Consider the following 20,551-nt stretch of genomic DNA (forward strand, 5'->3'; position numbering starts at 1 on the left):
TGGTGAAAAACTGCTAAATGCACGAGAAATGGGGGGAATACTTCAGTAAGCTGAAGTACATTTTAAGGGTTCTTCAAAATTTTAATATCATCTGTATATATTCAAGGTAAATACATAAAAGGTGTATTTGTCACTTCTTCAGTTCATTAAATAAACAATTTGCCCAAAAATCTATTAATAGATTGCGGAATAAGGTTTCTGACGATATTATTTTCAATAAAGTGCAGAGACGCTCTTTTAACCAGATAAAAAATTTGCGGATATGTATTTAAGGAAGAGAAGTTTTCATTTATTTTATTGTTAATCCCAGATTTTTTGATCCATAAATGTATAAAAAATCAGTATTCAAAAATATAATAGCGAATTTAAGCCGTTTATCAGCTGATTTTCACCTTATATTAGCGAATCTTGTACCTCTATTAATGTTTCGAAGACCTTTATTAGCGAATTAAATACGGGGAAGGAAAAATACGATGCCATTAGAAATTGTCCGTCACGACATTACAAAAATGAAGGTAGATGCAATAGTAAATGCTGCGAATACGGAATTGCAAATGGGAGGCGGTGTTTGCGGGGCTATTTTTAGAGCTGCAGGTGCAAACGAACTACAGCAGGCATGTGATAAAATCGGTAAATGCAAGACAGGGGAAGCAGTTATTACCGACGGCTTTAACCTTGATGCAAAATATATCATTCATACTCCAGGCCCTATTTGGCGGGGCGGTTCCCATGGAGAGGCTGAACTTTTAAAGTCTTCCTATTATCATTCCTTGGAACTGGCCGTTAAAAACCAATGTGAATCAATTGCTTTTCCATTCATATCTACAGGTATTTTTGGTTATCCAAAAGAAGAGGCTTTACAGATTGCAGTGACCACCATCAGTTCATTTTTGTTAGTTCACGAAATGCAAGTATATCTTGTGGTGTTTGATAAAAAATTGTTCGGCATAAGCAAGAAATTATTTACTTCCATTCATCAATATATTGATGAGCACTATGTGGAGGAAGCTGAAATCGTCTTTAGACGCAAAGAAGCAGAACCGTATATATTAGAGCAGCGTTATGAAATGATTGATACAGATTCTTCACTAGAAAACCTTCTGAATCGGCTCGATGAATCCTTTTCGACACGGCTGTTGCGTTACATTGATCAAAAAGGGCTGACAGATGTTGAGACCTATAAAAGGGCCAATATTGACCGCAGGTTATTTTCAAAAATTCGTAACGATGCCGATTATTCTCCTAAAAAGAAAACGGCCATCGCGTTTGCCATTGCACTTCAATTAAATTTGGATGAAACGATGGATCTGCTGGCAGCTGCCGGTTATACCTTGTCACGCAGCAATAAATTTGATGTGATTATTGAATATTGTATCGAACATGACAATTACAATATTCATGAAATCAATGAAGTTCTATTTGCCTTTGACCAGCCTTTGCTTGGTGCTTAAAATGTCGCTTTCAAAGCGACCATTTATTTTCGCATTCCTGATATCCTTTGTTTATGAACAAAATGGAGGATGATTTTAATGCAAAAGAATGTAACAGAATTAGTGTTTATTTTAGACAAAAGCGGTTCTATGTCCGGGCTTGAAGAAGATACTATCGGTGGATTTAATGCCATGCTGAAAAAACAGCAAAAAGCAGAAGGAGAAGCCATTGTCACGACTGTTTTATTTAACCATGATTATGAATTGCTACATGACCGTATAAATGTTAAAGGCATTTCTCCTATCACAAACAAGGATTATGAAGCAGGAGGCACAACAGCATTATTGGATGCGATTGGTTTTACCATTCAAAAAATAGTGAATGTCCAAAAGAAAACGTTGGAGGAAGAACGTGCTGAAAAGGTACTATTTGTTATCACAACAGACGGGCTGGAAAATACCAGCCGTGAATTCACCGCGGACAAAATCAAAAAAATGGTGCAGTATCAGAAAGAAAGTTATGGCTGGGAATTTTTATTCCTTGGCGCAAATATCGATGCCATCTCAACTGCAGAGCAATTTGGAATCGAAGAGGAATTTGCAGTCGATTATCATGCGGATCATGCCGGAACACAATTAAACTTTGAATCAGTTAATGAAGCTGTCACAAACCTTCGAAGCGGTCAAAAGATTGACCGAAGCTGGAAAAAGGGGATTGAAAGGGATTTTAATCGACGGTCGAGGAAATAATAGAATCGCGGGAGGGATTTTTATATAAATTCCTCCCTTTTCAATGTGATGTAAATCACAAATCTTTTTTACGGTTTACACTATAATGATAGTAGAAAATACATCATGCAAGAAAAAGAGGGAATAAATCATGACAATTGCATTTGGTCAGGAACAAGTGAATGAATTAGTAGAACGTTTTTATGATAAGCTCTTACAAGATTCCTACTATGTGAACATGTTTAAAGAAAGAAATACAGATATCGAAGTTTTGAAGGAGAGACAGAGGAAATTCATCAGCCGTTTGGTTTCAGATGAATCAGACAAAGAAGAAGGGAAACACGTCTCACAAGTGAAAGAAAGACACCCATTTCATATTGCACCTGAAAGAGCTGTAGCATGGTTTGGAAAATTGAAAGAAACGATGGATGAAATGGAAATGGACGATGCGGCAAGAGCGCATCTCAAAGAGAAGGTCGAATTTTTGTTGAAAAAGATTGTTTGAAATAAGTACCAATATAAAGAGCGCAGGGAACGAGTTCAATGTCCTCTGCGCTTTTTATATTAAAAGTTTTTAGACCTTTAAGATTTTTCAGTTCAGCGCCCAGCCAGTTTTCCTCCTCGAATGAACTGCCAAAATATCTTGCGTAATAGGTTGAAGCAGATCAAGGTCTGACAATCTAAAGCGGAGGCGACTGTTCAACTGCGACAGATGTTGGAGGGCTGGCACTCCAAATCCTGTTTTTTAGAATTTGAAGGGACGGACCGAAACGGCCGAAAAGTTAGGAGCCGCAGCTAGACAGCAACTTTTAAAGTGGCCCATAAAATCAAGAAGGACCTTATAGGCCCCAGAGCATTTGCTTGTAAGCGCTAACTAATGTCCCTTGTATTTTTCTGGTAACGAAATTTGTAAACGGTTAAAGGATTAAATTTTTTCAGAAAAAATAATCCAAAAGATAGAACATTTCCCACGATATTTTAGTATAATAGTCCAAGTAAAGATGAATTTATTCTTTTTAGAAGGTGATTTTACTAAAGTTGTATTTTTATAGGTAAATGGTCTTTCATCTAAAAACTATATCATTACTTGGAGAATGGGTCATGAATAAAAAGAAAATTATCATTAGTAGTCTTATTGTCATAGTTGTCTGTGCAGCTGCTGGAATGTACTATCACCAGGCAACAAGGTTTAACGCGAATGTCAAGATCAATGATACAAAAGTCGGGGGACTGACTGCTGATCAGGCATTGAAAAAATTAAAAGGAACGGTCTTAAAGAATACTGTTTATATTGGTGAAAAGAGAATTCTTGATGGAAAAGATACGAAAATGGGATTTACCCAGGAAGACCTTTCAAATGTGGAAAAACTATTAAAAAAACAACAGACGTTTTGGCCTTCATCAAAGGAGAAAAATTATTCGTTAGTTCCTGCAAAAGAGGATCAATATCGCAGCACAACGATGAAAAAGCAGGTAGAAGAAAAATTAACTGCTATGAATAAGAGCTTAAAAGCACCTAGAGATGCTGAGGCCCACCTGCAAGAAGGGAACATCATCGTTTCTAAAAGTAAAGATGGAAAGAAATTGGATGTTTCCCAATTACTAAAGGCTTATCAAAAACAAAAATATAACAGCGAAATCCACCTGCAGCCTAAATACATACAGCCGGTTAGAGAAAATAGCCAGGTTGTAAAAAAAGAAAAGGAAAAATTGAATGAACTGCTGAAGCAAACGTTGGATTATCAGGTGCAGGATAAAGTTTATACTTTAAAAGCAGGTGAGTTAATTAAAAATGCATCTGTGTCAAAAGATATGAAGTATACCATCAATTCAAGCGGTATTAAAGAAAGAATAGCTGAAATTAATCAATCACAGTCCACATTAAATAAAAATTTTACATTTAAGACTCATTCGGGTTCCGTCATCACAGTAAAAGGGGAATCATACGGCTGGGCAATTGATGTAGACGATGAAACAAAAATGATTAAGAAAGCATTTGAAAGTGGAGAAAAATCTGTTAAAGCTGATAACATATATGGAATTGGCTGGAGCACTTACGGAACCGGCTACCATACGACTACTAATAATGGAATTGGCAATACCTATGCAGAGGTATCAATCAAAGAGCAGCGTATATGGATTTATAAAAACGGCAAACTTACGGTTACAACACCAGTGGTGACAGGAAGACATAATACTCATGAAGATACACCTCCAGGAGTGTGGTATATCATGTATAAAGAAACACCATCTATCCTTGAGGGCAGTGAAGTAGGCAATCCAAATTATAGAGTGAAAGTACAATATTGGGCACCATTTACGAACAGCGGCTGCGGTTTTCATGATGCCGGCTGGCGGACCAACTGGGCGAGCACCGCCTTTTTAGAGCATGGTTCAGGCGGCTGTGTCAATACCCCGCTTACTGCAATTAAAACGGTTTACAACAATTTAGAAAAAAATGAACCTGTTATCATCTATTAGAATATTTAACATAAATGTTTAGATTTTAGAAAGCAGACATAGTGTCTGTTTTCTTTTTTTATCTAGAAAATGATACAAACTAGCTTGATTAATCTCATTATGAGATTGTTTTCATATAAAACATATATTGTTCAGATAGAATATTTCGCATATTATAATAAACAAGAACATTACGAGTATTTAAAACCTGAAAATGTATTGAACTTAAAGAGTCAGATGTTCTAAGAATTTTACAAAGGGGTGTTAATGAATGAAACCATACAAACAACCAAAAAAACAAGGACTTTATGACCCTTTATATGAACACGATGCCTGCGGTATTGGATTTGTTGCGAATTATCGCGGGGGAAAAACACATCAAATGATTGAAAAAGGTTTATTCATGCTTTCTCGATTAGAACATCGAGGAGGTCAAGGAAGTGAAATCGAAACCGGTGATGGCGCGGGAATAATGATTCAAATCCCCCATACATTTTTCCAACAGGAATGTTCACAATTGAACAATTTTGAAGAAGGAAACTATGGTGTTGGGATGGTTTTCTTACCGAATAACCATGAAGTGCGCGTCCAATGTGAAGAAGTATTCCAACAAATAATCGCAGATGAAGGCCAGGTATTTCTAGGCTGGAGAACGGTTCCAACAGATAATACCGGGATTGGTCAAACAGCTAAACAGGCCCAGCCTTTTATTCGGCAGATTTTTATTGGCAAATCACCAGATTTGAAGAGTGAATTGGATTTTGAACGGAAATTGTTCAGGATTCGAAAACGAACTGAAAATGCCATTCGAAAAAGTCAAACAGCTCAGGATGAATCCTTTTATGTGGTTAGTTTGTCTTCAACCACGATTGTGTACAAAGGAATGTTAACAGCCAAACAATTAGGTGAATTTTATCTAGATCTCCAGGATGAAAAGGTTGTGTCAGCCTTCGCCTTAATCCACTCACGATATAGTACGAATACTTTTCCAAGCTGGGAGAGAGCCCATCCCAATCGGTATTTAATCCATAACGGGGAAATTAATACATTGAAAGGCAATGTGAACTGGATGACCGCACGCGAAAAAATGATTGAATATTCAGATTTGGGTGCGGGTTCAGCGGAACTATTGCCGATTATTGATAAAACTGGGAGTGATTCTGCTTCTTTCGATAATGTATTGGAATATTTGTACTTAACTGGCAGACCTTTAGCCCATGCAGCCATGATGATGGTACCTCCGGCTTGGGAAAAGGATGATACACTGGATGACGACATAAAAGCTTTTTATGAGTTTCATAGTCATATCATGGAGCCATGGGACGGACCGGCAGCACTTGCCTTTACCAACGGCAGACAAATTGGCGCAATGCTCGATCGAAATGGCCTTCGCCCCGCACGTTATGAAGTAACAGATGATGGAATGATTATTTTCTCATCAGAAGCTGGTGTCCTAGATACAGAACCTGATAGGATTCTAGAAAAAGGGCGTTTAAGTCCTGGCAAAATTCTTTTGGTCGATATACAGCAAGGACGAATCATAGAGGATGAAGAAGTAAAACAACAAATGGCAAGTGCCCATCCTTACCGGAAATGGCTTGCAGAGCATAGCCTTACGATTCATGATATGCCGGATACCGGAAGCTATGATGAGAGTTATATTCCAATTTCCCAATTCCAGAAAGCATTTGGTTATACAAACGAAGAAGTAAAGACACGAATTATGCCAATGGCTATAGATGGAAAAGATCCAATTGGTTCAATGGGCAGCGATACCCCATTGGCAGTACTCTCCAACCGTTCACAGCTGTTATACAATTATTTCAAACAATTATTTGCCCAGGTTACAAATCCGCCGATTGATGCCATCAGGGAACCATTTGTTACTTCTACTGCCACATTACTTGGTTCAGAGGGGAATTTGCTTCATCCTGTACCTGAAAGCTGCAAACGTATTAGATTAGAAACACCAATTTTAACAAACAATGAACTGGTAAAAATCCGGAACCTTCAATTAAAGGATTTCCAATCTAAAACATTTTCAATTGTTTTTTCGGCAACAAAAGGAAAATCAAGCTTGAAGGATGCCTTAGATAAGGTGTTCCAAATGGTTGATTCCGCTATTGAAAAAGGAGTTTCTATTATTATCTTATCTGATAAGCAGATGAATGAAGAATTTGCTGCAATTCCATCTCTGCTGGCTGTCAGTGGACTTCATCATCATTTGGTTCGAAACGGTAAAAGGACACAGGTCAGCCTCATTGTAGAAACCGGCGAAGCGCGGGATGTTCACCAAATTTGTACATTACTAGGTTACGGGGCAGATGCAATCAACCCTTATCTGGCCTACTCCACCATTCACAATCTGGTTTCTGAAGGCCAAATTAAAGATATGACAATCGATGAAGCGGTTCATAGCTTTATCAAAGCTGTTACCGGGGGAATTGTGAAGGTTCTTTCAAAAATGGGAATCTCTACGGTTCAAAGTTACCGGGGTGCACAAATCTTTGAAGCAATCGGGATTCATTCTTCAGTAATTGATCAGTATTTCACAGGGACGACTTCTCAATTAGAGGGGATCCGTCTTGAAACAATTGGAGAAGAAACGTTAATGCGCCATCAAAAAGCATTCCAAGAGGACATGGAAAATCCGCTTGAAGCAGGAAGTGACTTTAAATGGAGAAAAGGGGGAGAAGTCCATGCCTTTGAACCCCAGACGATTCATTTGTTAAAGCAGGCCTGCCGAAAAAATGATTATCAGCTTTATAAGAATTATGCCAATAAAGCAAATCAAGAACAGCTTATTTTTATCAGGGATCTATTTGGATTTAAAAAATCAACACCCGTTCCGCTTGAGGAAGTAGAGTCCACCCAATCCATCTGCCGCCGTTTTAAAACAGGGGCCATGTCATATGGTTCTTTAAGCCAGGAGGCTCATGAAACATTGGCGATTGCCATGAATCGAATTGGTGGTAAAAGTAATAGCGGGGAAGGCGGGGAACACCCTGACCGATATATTCCAGATGAAAATGGCGATTTACGCCGTAGTGCGATTAAGCAGGTAGCCTCCGGACGATTCGGTGTTTCCAGTCATTACTTAATGAATGCTGATGAAATTCAAATCAAAATGGCACAGGGGGCAAAACCTGGTGAAGGAGGGCAAATCCCAGGCAATAAAGTGTACCCATGGATTGCTGAAGTGCGCGGTTCTACACCAGGTGTCAGCTTGATTTCACCTCCGCCGCATCACGATATTTATTCGATTGAAGATTTGGCACAGCTCATCTATGATTTAAAAAATGCTAACCCAAGGGCAAGAATCAGTGTCAAACTTGTAGCAAAATCAGGAGTTGGCACAATTGCAGCCGGTGTAGCAAAAGGGCTTGCTGATGTTATTCTAATCAGCGGCTCAGATGGAGGAACTGGAGCAGCACCAAAAACAAGCATAAGGCATGCCGGTTTACCATGGGAGCTCGGGTTAGCTGAAGCGCACCAAACATTAATATTGAATGGGCTGCGTGACCGTGTCGTCTTGGAAGCGGATGGAAAGTTGATGACTGGACGGGATGTCGTAATTGCTGCACTATTGGGTGCTGAAGAATTCGGTTTTGCAACGTCAGCCCTCGTCGTATTAGGTTGTGTACTAGTTCGTCAATGTCACCTTAATACCTGTCCTGTCGGCATTGCTACGCAAGATCCGGAATTACGTAAAAAATTCCTTGGAAAACCAGAGCATGTGGTTAACTTTATGCAATTTATTGCACAAGATGTTCGGGAAATTATGGCTGAATTAGGTTTCAGGACGATAAATGAAATGGTAGGAAGAACCGATCTATTGGTTCAGCATCAGCAATCATCCCAGCACTGGAAAGCAAAGGACTTAGATTTAACACCATTGCTGCATCAGCCTTTAAATGGAATAAAAGGGCAGGTTTATAACCAGCGTTCACAGGACCATGGTCTTGAAGAATCATTTGATTACACTGAATTGCTTGAGGTTTGCCAGCCTGCATTGAATCATAAACAAAAAGTAAAAGCTAGTTTTTCCATTCAAAATATTCATCGGACAGTCGGTACGATTTTGGGAAGTGAAGTGACAAAGCGATATGGACGCGAGGGTCTTCCTGAAGACACCATTCAATTACACTTTAATGGGACAGCAGGTCAAAGCTTTGGATCGTTTCTTCCAAAAGGCATTACGTTAGCTCTTGAAGGAGATGCAAATGATTATGTTGGCAAAGGATTATCAGGTGGAAAAATCATAGTAAGTCCATCCGACAATCTGGCATTTATGCCAGAAAAGCAGAGTTATATCGGAAATGTTGCGTTTTATGGAGCCACTTCAGGCGAAGCTTATATCCGCGGTCAAGCAGGGGAACGTTTTTGCGTTAGAAACAGCGGTGCAAGTGCTGTTGTTGAAGGTATTGGTGATCACGGCTGTGAATATATGACTGGGGGCCGTGTCGTCATTCTTGGTGATATCGGCAAAAACTTCGCTGCAGGAATGTCTGGTGGAACGGCTTATATTTTCACTGAGAGAGACTCAATTAAAAAACAGTGTAATCAAGAATTTATTGAATTTGAGCCTCTTCACGATATTTATGAACAAAATGAAGTGAAACAACTGGTATTGAAACATTATCAATTTACAGGAAGTCCATTAGCATGGGGTATTCTCCGCAATTGGGAAACATTGGTTTCCAATTGGGTAAAGGTCATTCCAATAGAATATAAACAAATGCTGCAATTGAATCAGAATAATTCGGAAATAAACATTTAGAGTCAAACTACTATTATAAGAAAATTGGAGGACCCATTCATGGCTAATTCCTATACAAAAGAAAAAATAATGGAAATCGTTGCAGAACAGAATGTTCGTTTCATCCGGTTGCAGTTTACTGATTTATTTGGAGTTATTAAAAATGTCGAGATCCCAATCAGTCAATTATCAAAGGCATTGGATAATAAAATGATGTTTGATGGTTCTTCTATTGAAGGGTTTGTCCGCATCGAGGAATCTGACATGTATTTATATCCAGATCTTGACACCTTCGTTATATTTCCATGGACAGCTGAAAAAGGGAAAGTTGCCCGTTTCATATGTGATATTTACCATCCTGACGGTACACCGTTTGAAGGAGACCCGCGTACCAATTTAAAGCGTCTTTTAAAGGAAATGGAGGAAATAGGCTTTAACGAATTTAATGTTGGCCCAGAACCGGAATTCTTCTTATTTAAATTAGACGATAAAAAGGAACCAACTATGGAACTAAATGATCAAGGCGGTTACTTTGATTTAGCTCCAACCGATCTAGGTGAAAATTGCCGCCGTGATATTGTGCTGGAGCTTGAGGAGATGGGCTTTGAAATAGAAGCATCACACCATGAAGTGGCTCCCGGCCAGCATGAAATTGATTTTAAATATCAAAATGCAGTGAAATCATGTGACGACATTCAAACGTTTAAACTGATTGTTAAAACCATTGCTAGAAAGCATGGACTTCATGCTACTTTTATGCCAAAACCATTGTTTGGAATTAACGGATCTGGCATGCATTGCAACCTATCTTTATTCAAGTATGGTGAAAATGTTTTTTATGATAAGAATGGCGATCTGGAGCTTAGCGAAACAGCTATGCATTTTATTGCAGGAATTATGGCACATGTTCCTAATTTTACGGCGGTTACCAACCCGACAGTAAATTCATACAAACGTTTGGTTCCAGGATATGAGGCCCCTTGTTATGTGGCTTGGTCCGGAAGAAACAGAAGTCCGCTGATTCGAATTCCTGCTTCACGCGGAATGGGCACACGTGTAGAAGTGCGCAGTGTAGATCCATCCGCAAATCCATATTTAGCAATGGCCGTGCTGCTTGCTGCCGGGCTGGATGGAATTAAGAATAAATTAACCCCACCGCCTTCTATAGACCGAAATATTTATGAAATGTCTAAGGAAGAACGTCTGGAAAATGGAATCATTGATCTACCGGCAAACCTATCTCTTGCATTAGAAAATTTAAAACAGGATGAAGTGATCATAAACGCTTTGGGACCACATTTATTTCAACATTTTGTTGAAGCAAAAGAAATTGAATGGGATTTATTTAGAACCATTGTCCATCCATGGGAGAGAGATCATTACATGACCCAATATTAGGCAGGATTTAGGATCGTAAAAATTTAAAATAGGGAAGAGTGATGAATGATGTGTGGAATTACAGGTTGGGTTGATTGGCACCAGGACTTAATGAAGCAGGTATTCATCGTAAAAAAAATGGCGGAAACTTTAAGCAGAAGAGGACCGGACGCCTCAAATGTCTGGAGTTCACGGCACGCATTACTTGGTCATACACGGTTAATTGTTGTCGACCCTGCCGGAGGTACGCAGCCCATGACTAAAACAAGGAATGGGCAAAGCTATACAATGGTTTACAATGGTGAGCTATATAATACAGAAGAAATTCGCAAAGAATTGCTGAAAAGAGGACATCAGTTTCGTTCCCATTCTGATACAGAAGTATTGTTAACTTCCTATATTGAATGGGGCGAACAATGTGTAGAATATTTAAATGGCATTTTTGCTTTTGCCATATGGGATCCACATGAAAAAAAATTATTTATGGCAAGAGACCGCCTTGGGGTTAAACCGCTCTTTTACAAAGAAGGGGGAGGATCACTTTTATTCGGGTCTGAATTAAAGGCGATTCTTGCCCATCCTGAAGTAAAGCATGAGGTGGATAGAGAAGGGCTGCAGGAGGTCTTAGGACTCGGCCCTTCCCACACTCCAGGTCATGGTGTATTTCGCGGAATTAAGGAATTAAGGCCTGCACATGTCTTAAGTTATGACCAAAACGGTATAAGGGTTAGAAGGTATTGGAATGTAAAAAGCAAGCAGCATGAGCAAACATTAGCGGAATCAGTGGAGCAGGTAAGGGAACTTGTAAAAGATGCGGTGGAAAGACAATTGGTTGCTGATGTTCCTGTTTGTACCTTTTTGTCAGGCGGTATTGATTCCAGTGCCATCAGTTCCTATGCAAGTAATTATTTTAAAAAGGAAGGCCGCGGAACACTCCATACGTATTCGATTGATTATGACCGCAACGATGAATTTTTCAAGGCCAGTTCATTTCAACCTGATCAAGATACACCTTGGATTCAAAAAATGCAGCAATATTTAGGGTCTGTCCATCATTCTGAAATTATCGATAATAAGCTGCTTGCACAATTTTTGGAAGATGCAGTTTTGGTGAGAGATTTACCAGGAATGGCGGATGTGGATTCCTCACTATTATGGTTCAGCGAGCGTATAAAAAAGGAGTTTACGGTTGCATTGTCCGGTGAATGTGCGGATGAAATTTTTGGCGGATATCCATGGTTTTATCGTGAAGAATTGCTGCTTAGGAAGGGATTTCCTTGGATGAAATCGGTGGAAGAAAGACAGCATCTGCTGCATCCACAATGGCAAAAGAAACTGAATCTAGAGGAATATGTGGATGGTCGATATCAGGAAACAATTCAGGAAGTTCCTAGACTTGACGGAGAATCTCCAATAGAAGAACGACGCCGGGAATTATTTTATCTCAATATGATTTGGTTTATGACGACATTACTGGAACGAAAGGATCGAATGAGCATGGGAGCAAGTCTGGAAGTGCGCGTCCCCTTTGCCGACCACCGTCTTGTGGAATATGTTTGGAATATTCCTTGGGAGATGAAAATGTTAAACGGGCGTGAGAAAGGAATTTTGCGTAAGGCCATGGAAGGGGTTCTTCCAAATGATGTGCTTTATCGCAAAAAAAGCCCATACCCGAAAACTCACCACCCTGAATACATGAAACTTGTAAAAAACCAACTAAGCAATATCCTTCAAAATAAAACCTCGCCACTACTAGAATTAGTGTCAAAACAAAAACTCCAGGAAATTATCGATTCGGATGGTTCTTCATTCAAAACACCATGGTTTGGCCAGCTTATGACCGGCCCGCAGCTAATGGCATATTTCATACAAACAAATGTCTGGCTGGAACATTATCAGATAAATATCATTGACAATTAAAACTTGATATCCTATAGATTTTGGGTCAGTTCCTTCGAAAGGAGGAGCTGATTTTTTTAAAAAAATAATCATACAAATTTTGTCTTTCAGAGGATGCTCATAGGTTAAACTATTATTAGCATTTAAATGAGGAGTGTTTTATGGATGAACACCAGCTTTGATATCTGTACCAGCCTTATAAGGAAGGCAAAGAATATCATTGTACTGACAGGTGCAGGAATCAGCACCGAATCAGGAATCAAGGATTTCCGCTCCAAAACCGGTGTGTACAAAATGGCACCGGAATACATACTCTCTCTTGATTATTTTTATCAGCATCCCGTTGAATTTTATCAATTTGCTATGGAGAATTTATATCATCCTGATGCAAAGCCAAATCAAGGTCATAAAATTTTAGCAAAATGGGAGGAACAAGGCAGAGTACAGCATATTATTACTCAAAATATTGATGGTCTGCACCAAAAGGCTGGCAGCAGACATGTCATTGAATTCCATGGCACAATGAAAACGGCGTCTTGTTTAAATTGCGGTAAAATCTATCCTGCTGAAGAAATGGAAGAGCGCATTCAAACGATGCATGATTTTTATATCTGTGACCATTGTGAAACAAAAAGGGAGAGGAATAGGTATATCAAACCGGATGTCGTTTTGTTTGGAGACGCGGGTGAATGGTTTACAAAAAAGGGATTTCAATCTATTCTACAACTCATAAAACATGCAGATTGTCTTTTAGTGTTGGGAACGAGCCTGAAAGTAACTCCATTTTCAACTTTTCCACAGTATAGAAGCCAAAACGACCCAATGATTATTATTAATAGAGACGAAACCCCTTACGATTCATTGGCAGGGACTTATGTTATGCATGAATCTATTGGGAAAATCTTAACTCAAATCGATAGGGAGTTAAGTTAGTGTTAGGATACCTGAATCCATTAAAAAAGAGTAAAAATGCCGACTCTGATACATGTACAAATCAGAGTCGGCATTTTTTTAACCAGCAATTTCCTTCGATTTCTGCTCAGTTCCGGCACCTTTTCCTTTTTTTCTGACAATCCTATTAATAGAAAGTGTAATAAGGAAAGAACAAATTAAACTTCCGGCCATAGCAATGATAAAGCCGGTTGCATTATTTGATAACAGCGGAGCCATGAAGGATGGGACATAGGCCGTTCCACGGACATTGAATAGCCCAACCAGCAATCCGCCTATTCCAGATGAAAGGATGGCTCCTGCAAAGATAAACTTATTAGAGAACATAAACGGATAGGCAGCTTCTACGAATGTTCCAAAACCCATATTGATGGCAAATCCCGGTGCAGCAACTGCAGCTTCCCCTTTGTCTCGTGGTGAAACGATATTAGCAAGCGTGATACCTGCAGAAACCATCACAAGTCCCACCATATCGACTGCCCCTAAAAAGCTGTTTCCTGTTTTCTCCATTTCCAAAAGGACTATTGGGAGAATAGCTGCATGATAGACGCCGCCAATGATGGCCGGCCAGATTAACAAGCCAGCAATTAAGCCGGCTAAGACACCATTTGTTGAAACAAGGAAATCGATTAATGTACGAATTCCCCCGCCAAGCCATAAGGCAACAGGTGCGATAAGAAAAAAGACAGCTAACCCGGAGATCAGGCCTGCAATTCCACCGGCGGCAATATTAACGGTTGTTGCTGGAAAACGCCATTCCACACATTTTCTGAATATGTACTGAACCAATAAACCGGCAGCAATCCCGCCGATAATTCCTCCAATAATTCCACCCTTAACCGATAAAACCCCAGCCACAATTCCCGCAACAATTGAGACATCATCAAGATCTGCCACCTGCTTAGCTGCAACAACTGCTAGAATGACCGGCAACGCATTGATCATCAAATCAAAAACATCATTAAGTCCGGAAAGTCCAGGTATTTTACTCAAAGCTAAGATAAGAGCCATGGCAATAAATCCGGGCAGGGAGGATAGCATCATCCCTCGGAGGTTAATACGTTTAAATGGAGAAACTGACTCCTCCAATTGACTGGTTTTAATCGTCTTCCCAATGATAGGCCGATAGGATACACCAAAATGTTTACTTAAAGATGTAAGAAAAGTAACTGCTCTGGTTCGATTAGTTGTTCCGGTAGTTCCGGAAGTTGAAATGACGTTCACTCCTTTTGAACTGATCGTCGCCATGGAAGTGCCGCCGGTACCTGTTGCAGGCAATTGTTTTTCTGCTGCCGCTTCGACTGCAGACTTATTTGTACCATTAGGATCAGCACTCATGAAAATAAGTGCATCAACTTCACCATTTGTAATCTTAGATGCTATTACTTTATCAAGCTGAGCAGCAGCCTCATTCACCTCGGTAATAGTTCCCTCTTTTATTACTGTGGGCTTTCGTGCTGTCTCATCCCAGCTAAATAATTTTGCCATTGTACTGTCTTTAATCGAGTCCATGGAAGCTTCTGCCGCAATAAACTGCAGTGATGAACAAACCATATTGGCTGCACCAATCTGTAAAAGCAGTTCCTCCAGTAATTTTTTAGGATCTTTTCCTCCTAAGAAAAATAAATTTCCTCCGCTGCTTCCAAGTATGGCAATCTTCTTTTTCTCTGAGAAATCCTCCATCCGTATATCCCCCTTTATATTTCTTTTTATTTCAATAATAATGTAAAACTTTAATTTATTAAACTATTATATTGGGAAAATTCCCAAAAATCGCGAAAAAGTAGTCCTTCGTCAAAAATCGGACCCCAGAAGTAGAGAGATTTCAGACTGCGGCTCATGAATAAATGAAAAACACCCTATTATAATAGAAGTTGTCGAAAAAACGACTTTCATTGAAAGATTATCTATTGGGGGAACAAAAATGAAAGAAATAGGACCTAAGAGGATGAAATGGTTAAAAATTATCCACGTTTTTCTCGTTGTATTATTTTTTGGAGGGATCTTGAGTTCATTGGCATTAAATCTTCATCTTGATTTAACTAAATATGATGAGTCCTATCAGGGATACAAAAATATTGTTATCATTAGTGATAATATTGTCAGATGGGGAGCAATTGGCACTTTATTGATAGGATTGACATATGGATTTTTTACAAATTGGGGATTTTTTAAACATAGATGGGTTGGTGTAAAATTTATTCTTTATATCATTCAAACCATTGTTGGAATTTTTGTCATCGACAGGTTGATGGTGGCTAATATGGAATTACTGGAAACTCAAAAAGAACTAGCATTAAATAATCCGGTCTTTATCCAAAATCATGAAATAAGACAATTTGCAGTATATTTTCAAGTTGCCGTAACCATTTTTATCTTTATTATTTCCTATTTAAAACCGTGGAAAAAGAAAAAACAGTAAACGAAATAGCTAGAAAAGCGTGGCTGAATGAAATCAACCACGCTTTTTAAATGAATTTTAATAGTTTAAAGATAGCAAACTGGGCCAAAGATAAAAAGACTAAACAGAAGAAGTTATAGACGGTGAAATGTTTTAAATAAGTTCTACCTTCCTTTGGATTTGATTGAATAAATAGTTTGTAAGAAATGACACTTGCCATAGAAGCAATGATGGTTCCGAGACCTCCGATATTAACTCCAAGCAATAATGCTTTCCACTCCGTGGTAAAGTGCGAAAGGAGGATGGATGCAGGGACATTACTAATCACCTGGCTGACGAAAATCGAACCAAAATAAACTGAGACAGCGTCATTTAAGCTTTTACTCGCAAACGTTTGGACCAGGTCCGAACTTGAAAGATTCCCAATAAAAACAAAAAAACAAATAAAAGTTAACAGCAGCAGATAATCTACTTTTTTCAATAATGAAATATTAAAAATCAATACAGCTGCCATGGTGACCATAAAGGCCATGTGCCAGCTTATCATTCCAATAATAGACAAAATAATAATGGCTAAATCCAATCCCCAAACAGCGATTTGTTTTCGATCATGAATTTGTATAAGAGTTAAAGTTACATTTAGATCTACTTTATGGAGTCTATAAATGAAAAAAGATAATAAGATAATTCCAAGCCCAGCCAATAAGAGGATGGATGAAAAAAAGGAACCGGTTTTAGTCCGTAATAAGAATAAATAAACAAATTTTGCGGATTCCCCATGGGTGTTAAACTGCTTCCCAAATTGGCAGCAATGGTCTGAAGAATGATTGTTTTCGTCATATTCATTTTAGTCTTCTTACTGATGACAATAGCCAGCGGGACAAAAGTAAGCAATGCCACATCATTCGTAACGAACATCGAGCTGAAAAAGCAGAAAGAAATGAGGATAGCAGAAACGAATTTACTAGTTTTACATCTGTTTAAAATGACAATCGCAAATTTGTCCAACACCTTCAGTTCCTCAAAGGCTTTAATCGCAATCAACAGATTGAACAAACTAATAATGACTTTAAAATTAACATACTCGAGCTTTGGCTGCTGATAAAAACAGCTGACAATGGCCAATGTTAACGAAATGGTGAAAACAATATCCTTTTTTAAAAAGCCAAAATAGGTTCTTCTTTTATTTTGCATCATAATAGAATCCTGCATAATGACCACCACTATTCCATAATTAAAAAACATAGTTTACATTAGAATCAAAACCATTGGTTGTCAATCAATAAATTAAAAAGTAGATTTTTTATGATACATGTTTGATGGCGTGGTAAAATGATTGATATGATTACGTTATAGGAGTGCAAGGAAATGAATTATCGTAAAGCAACGATGAATGATATTGAACTTTTAATTGATTTGAGGAAAAAACAATTGGTTGATGAAGGGATAGATCAAAATAGTGACATTGACGCGGAACTTTATTATTTTTTTCAAAAAAAATTAAACGAGGGTTCATTCATTCAATGGCTCGTAGAAGAAAATCAAGAAATTATTGCTTGCGGTGCTGTTATTTTTTATGATTTTCCGCCTTCTTACACAAATAAAAGCGGGAAAAAGGCTTATATAACAAATATGTTTACGAAAGAAAACTTCCGCGGACAAGGAATTGCCACGAAGCTGCTGTCAAAACTAGTAGATGAAACAAAGGAAGCCGGCATAACAAAAATTTGGCTGGGTGCATCCAAATTAGGCAGGCCGGTATATAAGAAGTTTGGTTTTACAGAAATAGATGAATGGTTAGAGCTGAATTTTTAATAAAGCATGGAGACGGTTTTATGGCTGAAGTAAGATCAGTAAAAATTGATGGTGAAAAATTATACATATTTAATGGTGTAATCTATATCTATGAATCTACAGAAGGTTTTTCCCTGCAGTTGGATATCATTGTAAGTGAAGTGGTTGTGAAAAGGTATAAAGATTTGGATAATCTAATTGTTGAAATAGAATTAGATGATGGCAGAGTCATTGATGCGATTATGCATGTAAACAGTCTGCAAGGTGGATTGCCGCAGTTAAATTTATACGTTGAACTGGAGGACAGCCATGAATACGGTGATTTGGATGTAGTTAATGAAAATGAAGCATGGTCCTCGAACCTTGAAGAAGGCATTACATTAGAAGAAATCAGGAAAGTGGAAATGCCAGAAGAAGTGGTGAAGTTAAAACTAAAGCTCCCGATTGATCAGGCTGAATGGCTGGTGAAACAAAAAAAACCGGTGTTAAATGAACTTTTTAAGGAATTTATTAATGAGTATTGGAAAAAATAAAAAATTCCCGGCTATACTGATTATGAATGGCGTGTAATAGAGGGTGACTAACATGGGTAAAAAAATAAATAGAGTGAAATATGAACTTGATCCGATGGGGATTAAATCATTATCAGATGACGAAATTAAAATCATCCTACGGGGTGCGGATGAATTAATTATGACCAGCGGCCGTTCAATGCTAACAAAAATTCTTGCTGGATCAAAGGATAAGAAGCTGCTGGAGCTGGAATTGGATCATAGTCCTGTTTATGGTGCTTTTAAAGGGACTACACAGAAGGAGATTCTTGCCAAGATTGATTGGATGATTTTGAATCACTTTTTATCGATTGAATATGACTATCAAGTCCCGCTGCTGGTTTTTACAGAAAAAGGCTGGAACATTGAACGTGAAACATATGCCGAAGAACTTTTTGAGCAGCTTTTGACTGCAGCCATAAATGAGGAATATGAAATGGTTGAAACATTAAAAGACCGAAACCGTGACCTGATTTTACTTTTATTAGATAAAATAGCGGCTTCGGGAAATAAAAATTTCATCCTCATTCTTAAAGGCTGGAAAGAAATTGAATATAAAAAGCTTAGGAATAGAATAGATGAAGTGATAGAGATATTGGAACAAGTGGAACAGGGACCTGATAAACAAGAAGAGGAGACCGTTTCTTTTTCTGCCTATAAAAAGTGGCTGTCCATTCCAGAGGAAACCCGGAAACAATTAGAACGAAACGTATGGTGTGGTAATTGTCTAGATGTCGTCCAAATCGAAAAGTATACTATCCAAGAAACCAAATATGGAATAGTCCTTCATGGAACATGCAAAACATGTGGTCAAGAAGTCGCAAGGGTGATTGATTAATAAAATGTCGGTTATGAAATGCTTGGCTGTCAGGAAAACTCACTATTTGATGATGTTAACCACCTAAGTTGAACTTGGAAAATCCAACTTAGATGGTTTTTATTTTTTTGTTAAGTAAAGTAGAAAGGGGCTACGTGACCGAATCTAAAAAAAGCTAAGCCGTTCGGTAAAGTAGAAAGGGGCTGCGTGACTGATACTGAAAAAACAATCTTTTTAGGATATAAAAAAACACCCATAACAGAACCTAATACACCATTTATCCTCAACCAATTTTATGCACAATAATCATGAATAAATTTTCATCAAAAGGTGTCCCGTTATCTTCATTTCATGTAAAATAAGAAAATAGGTAAAAGTACAAAAATCACTAGCGTGGGGGAGAAATGGTGTCTTACAATCTGAAAAAGAATTTTAAAATGTTTTCATTGAATTCAAATCGTGAACTGGCTGAAGAAATGGCTGAGCTATTGGGCTGCGAGCTCGGGAAATGCTCTGTTACACAATTTAGCGATGGGGAAATTCAAATAAATATCGAAGAAAGTGTTCGTGGCAGTGAAGTTTTCGTCGTGCAATCCACTTCTGCCCCAACCAATGAACATATTATGGAGCTATTAATAATGGTCGATGCTTTGAAACGGGCATCTGCTAAGGAAATTACGGTTGTCGTTCCTTATTACAGCTATGCCCGCCAGGATCGGAAAGCAAGATCCAGGGAACCTATTACAGCAAAGTTGATTGCAAACCTCATGGAGAAATCAGGTGTAACAAGAATTCTGACCGTCGATTTCCATGCACCGCAGGCTCAAGGTTTTTTTGATATACCGGTCGATCATTTATCAGGTATTCCGATTCTTGCTGAATATTTCGAGAAAAAGGATTTGGAGGATATTGTCATTGTGGCTCCCCATAATGGCGGTGTGGTTAGGGCCCGCAAATTAGCCAGCCTTTTACATGCACCAATCGCTTTGATCGACAGGCGTCGTCCTGAACATGATGAGTCTGCTATTATGCATATCATTGGAAATATTCAAGGGAAAAATGCCATTATTGTCGATGATTTAGCCGATACAGCAGGAACGATCACGTCAGGTGCAAGCGCTTTAATCGAAGAAGGGGCAAAAGCAGTTTATGCATGCTGCACACATCCAGTATTTTCAGGACCTGCAATTGAGCGAATTAACTCATCAGCCATTAAGGAATTTGTGGTGACCAACACCATTAAGCACGAAGCGGAAAAAATACCTTCTAAAATTACGGTATTGTCTGTTGCTCCGTTATTTTCTGAGGCAATCAACCGTATACATAATGAAAAAGCGGTAAGTCCTTTATTTGAATAATCAATCGGGTTAGTTCCAGGTTTTC

General features: G+C 38.5%; 14 protein-coding genes and 1 pseudogene. 13 read left to right on the top strand and 2 right to left on the bottom strand.

What is annotated here, in order from left to right:
- The first annotated feature begins 473 nt into the window (after window positions 1-473).
- From M3183_RS05825 to M3183_RS05860, 8 genes are all read left to right on the top strand, one after another.
- Window positions 474-1,451 (top strand): macro domain-containing protein, encoded by a 978-nt coding sequence (locus M3183_RS05825; RefSeq protein WP_251467505.1) that lies wholly within the window; start codon window positions 474-476, stop codon window positions 1,449-1,451.
- 78 nt (window positions 1,452-1,529) lie between these two features.
- On the top strand, window positions 1,530-2,180 hold the full coding sequence (locus M3183_RS05830; RefSeq protein WP_251467506.1) for a vWA domain-containing protein: 651 nt from the start codon (window positions 1,530-1,532) through the stop codon (window positions 2,178-2,180).
- Between the two features lie 130 nt (window positions 2,181-2,310).
- A complete protein-coding gene (locus M3183_RS05835) occupies window positions 2,311-2,664 on the top strand; it encodes a protoglobin domain-containing protein (protein ID WP_251467508.1) in 354 nt (117 codons plus the stop codon).
- 596 nt (window positions 2,665-3,260) lie between these two features.
- On the top strand, window positions 3,261-4,640 hold the full coding sequence (locus tag M3183_RS05840) for a L,D-transpeptidase family protein (protein WP_251467512.1): 1,380 nt from the start codon (window positions 3,261-3,263) through the stop codon (window positions 4,638-4,640).
- A gap of 250 nt (window positions 4,641-4,890) precedes the next feature.
- Window positions 4,891-9,399: a glutamate synthase large subunit gene (gltB, locus tag M3183_RS05845; protein ID WP_251467513.1), complete on the top strand. Its 4,509-nt coding sequence runs from the start codon at window positions 4,891-4,893 to the stop codon at window positions 9,397-9,399.
- A gap of 39 nt (window positions 9,400-9,438) precedes the next feature.
- The gene (gene glnA, locus M3183_RS05850) at window positions 9,439-10,776 is read left to right on the top strand and encodes a type I glutamate--ammonia ligase (RefSeq protein WP_251467515.1); all 1,338 of its coding nucleotides are present in this window, start codon (window positions 9,439-9,441) and stop codon (window positions 10,774-10,776) included.
- A 48-nt stretch (window positions 10,777-10,824) separates the two neighbouring features.
- Window positions 10,825-12,675, top strand: coding sequence for an asparagine synthase (glutamine-hydrolyzing) (gene asnB, locus M3183_RS05855; RefSeq protein WP_251467853.1), 1,851 nt, complete (start codon window positions 10,825-10,827; stop codon window positions 12,673-12,675).
- Between the two features lie 144 nt (window positions 12,676-12,819).
- Entirely contained in the window at window positions 12,820-13,587 is a 768-nt protein-coding gene (locus M3183_RS05860) for an NAD-dependent protein deacylase (RefSeq protein WP_251467516.1), read from the top strand.
- A 78-nt stretch (window positions 13,588-13,665) separates the two neighbouring features.
- Here M3183_RS05860 and M3183_RS05865 read toward each other — a convergent pair whose 3' ends face one another.
- Window positions 13,666-15,288: a PTS sugar transporter gene (locus M3183_RS05865; protein ID WP_251467517.1), complete on the bottom strand. Its 1,623-nt coding sequence runs from the start codon at window positions 15,286-15,288 to the stop codon at window positions 13,666-13,668.
- A 241-nt stretch (window positions 15,289-15,529) separates the two neighbouring features.
- Here M3183_RS05865 and M3183_RS05870 point away from each other — a divergent pair, with 241 nt between their 5' ends.
- Window positions 15,530-16,027 carry a DUF2269 family protein gene (locus tag M3183_RS05870; protein ID WP_251467518.1) on the top strand — a complete coding sequence of 166 codons (498 nt, stop codon included), beginning with the start codon at window positions 15,530-15,532 and terminating at the stop codon, window positions 16,025-16,027.
- 46 nt (window positions 16,028-16,073) lie between these two features.
- On the opposite strand, the pseudogene M3183_RS05875 reads toward M3183_RS05870, so the two are convergent.
- Window positions 16,074-17,218 (bottom strand): annotated as a pseudogene (locus M3183_RS05875) (SLC13 family permease).
- 156 nt (window positions 17,219-17,374) lie between these two features.
- Between M3183_RS05875 and M3183_RS05880 the strand changes: the two are divergent.
- From M3183_RS05880 to M3183_RS05895, 4 genes are all read left to right on the top strand, one after another.
- Window positions 17,375-17,821 (top strand): GNAT family N-acetyltransferase, encoded by a 447-nt coding sequence (locus M3183_RS05880; protein ID WP_251467521.1) that lies wholly within the window; start codon window positions 17,375-17,377, stop codon window positions 17,819-17,821.
- Window positions 17,822-17,841: 20 nt separating this feature from the next.
- Complete coding sequence (locus tag M3183_RS05885; protein ID WP_251467524.1) at window positions 17,842-18,333, top strand: hypothetical protein; 492 nt, start codon at window positions 17,842-17,844, stop codon at window positions 18,331-18,333.
- A gap of 52 nt (window positions 18,334-18,385) precedes the next feature.
- Window positions 18,386-19,189, top strand: a complete 804-nt coding sequence (locus M3183_RS05890) for an RQC domain-containing protein (protein WP_251467527.1) — start codon at window positions 18,386-18,388, stop codon at window positions 19,187-19,189.
- Window positions 19,190-19,572: 383 nt separating this feature from the next.
- Complete coding sequence (locus tag M3183_RS05895) at window positions 19,573-20,526, top strand: ribose-phosphate diphosphokinase (RefSeq protein ID WP_251467530.1); 954 nt, start codon at window positions 19,573-19,575, stop codon at window positions 20,524-20,526.
- The last annotated feature ends 25 nt before the right edge of the window (window positions 20,527-20,551 follow it).

This window comes from Neobacillus mesonae (assembly GCF_023715155.1).
GTDB classification, from domain to species: domain Bacteria; phylum Bacillota; class Bacilli; order Bacillales; family Cytobacillaceae; genus Neobacillus; species Neobacillus mesonae_A.

What these genes read in the sequence shown, in the direction of transcription:
- M3183_RS05825 (WP_251467505.1), top strand. Translation starts at nt 474, where the DNA reads ATGCCATTAGAAATTGTCCGTCACGACATTACAAAAATGAAGGTAGAT.
- M3183_RS05830 (WP_251467506.1), top strand. Translation starts at nt 1,530, where the DNA reads ATGCAAAAGAATGTAACAGAATTAGTGTTTATTTTAGACAAAAGCGGT.
- M3183_RS05835 (WP_251467508.1), top strand. Translation starts at nt 2,311, where the DNA reads ATGACAATTGCATTTGGTCAGGAACAAGTGAATGAATTAGTAGAACGT.
- M3183_RS05840 (WP_251467512.1), top strand. Translation starts at nt 3,261, where the DNA reads ATGAATAAAAAGAAAATTATCATTAGTAGTCTTATTGTCATAGTTGTC.
- gltB (WP_251467513.1), top strand. Translation starts at nt 4,891, where the DNA reads ATGAAACCATACAAACAACCAAAAAAACAAGGACTTTATGACCCTTTA.
- glnA (WP_251467515.1), top strand. Translation starts at nt 9,439, where the DNA reads ATGGCTAATTCCTATACAAAAGAAAAAATAATGGAAATCGTTGCAGAA.
- asnB (WP_251467853.1), top strand. Translation starts at nt 10,825, where the DNA reads ATGTGTGGAATTACAGGTTGGGTTGATTGGCACCAGGACTTAATGAAG.
- M3183_RS05860 (WP_251467516.1), top strand. Translation starts at nt 12,820, where the DNA reads ATGAACACCAGCTTTGATATCTGTACCAGCCTTATAAGGAAGGCAAAG.
- M3183_RS05865 (WP_251467517.1), bottom strand. Translation starts at nt 15,288, where the DNA reads ATGGAGGATTTCTCAGAGAAAAAGAAGATTGCCATACTTGGAAGCAGC.
- M3183_RS05870 (WP_251467518.1), top strand. Translation starts at nt 15,530, where the DNA reads ATGAAAGAAATAGGACCTAAGAGGATGAAATGGTTAAAAATTATCCAC.
- M3183_RS05880 (WP_251467521.1), top strand. Translation starts at nt 17,375, where the DNA reads ATGAATTATCGTAAAGCAACGATGAATGATATTGAACTTTTAATTGAT.
- M3183_RS05885 (WP_251467524.1), top strand. Translation starts at nt 17,842, where the DNA reads ATGGCTGAAGTAAGATCAGTAAAAATTGATGGTGAAAAATTATACATA.
- M3183_RS05890 (WP_251467527.1), top strand. Translation starts at nt 18,386, where the DNA reads ATGGGTAAAAAAATAAATAGAGTGAAATATGAACTTGATCCGATGGGG.
- M3183_RS05895 (WP_251467530.1), top strand. Translation starts at nt 19,573, where the DNA reads ATGGTGTCTTACAATCTGAAAAAGAATTTTAAAATGTTTTCATTGAAT.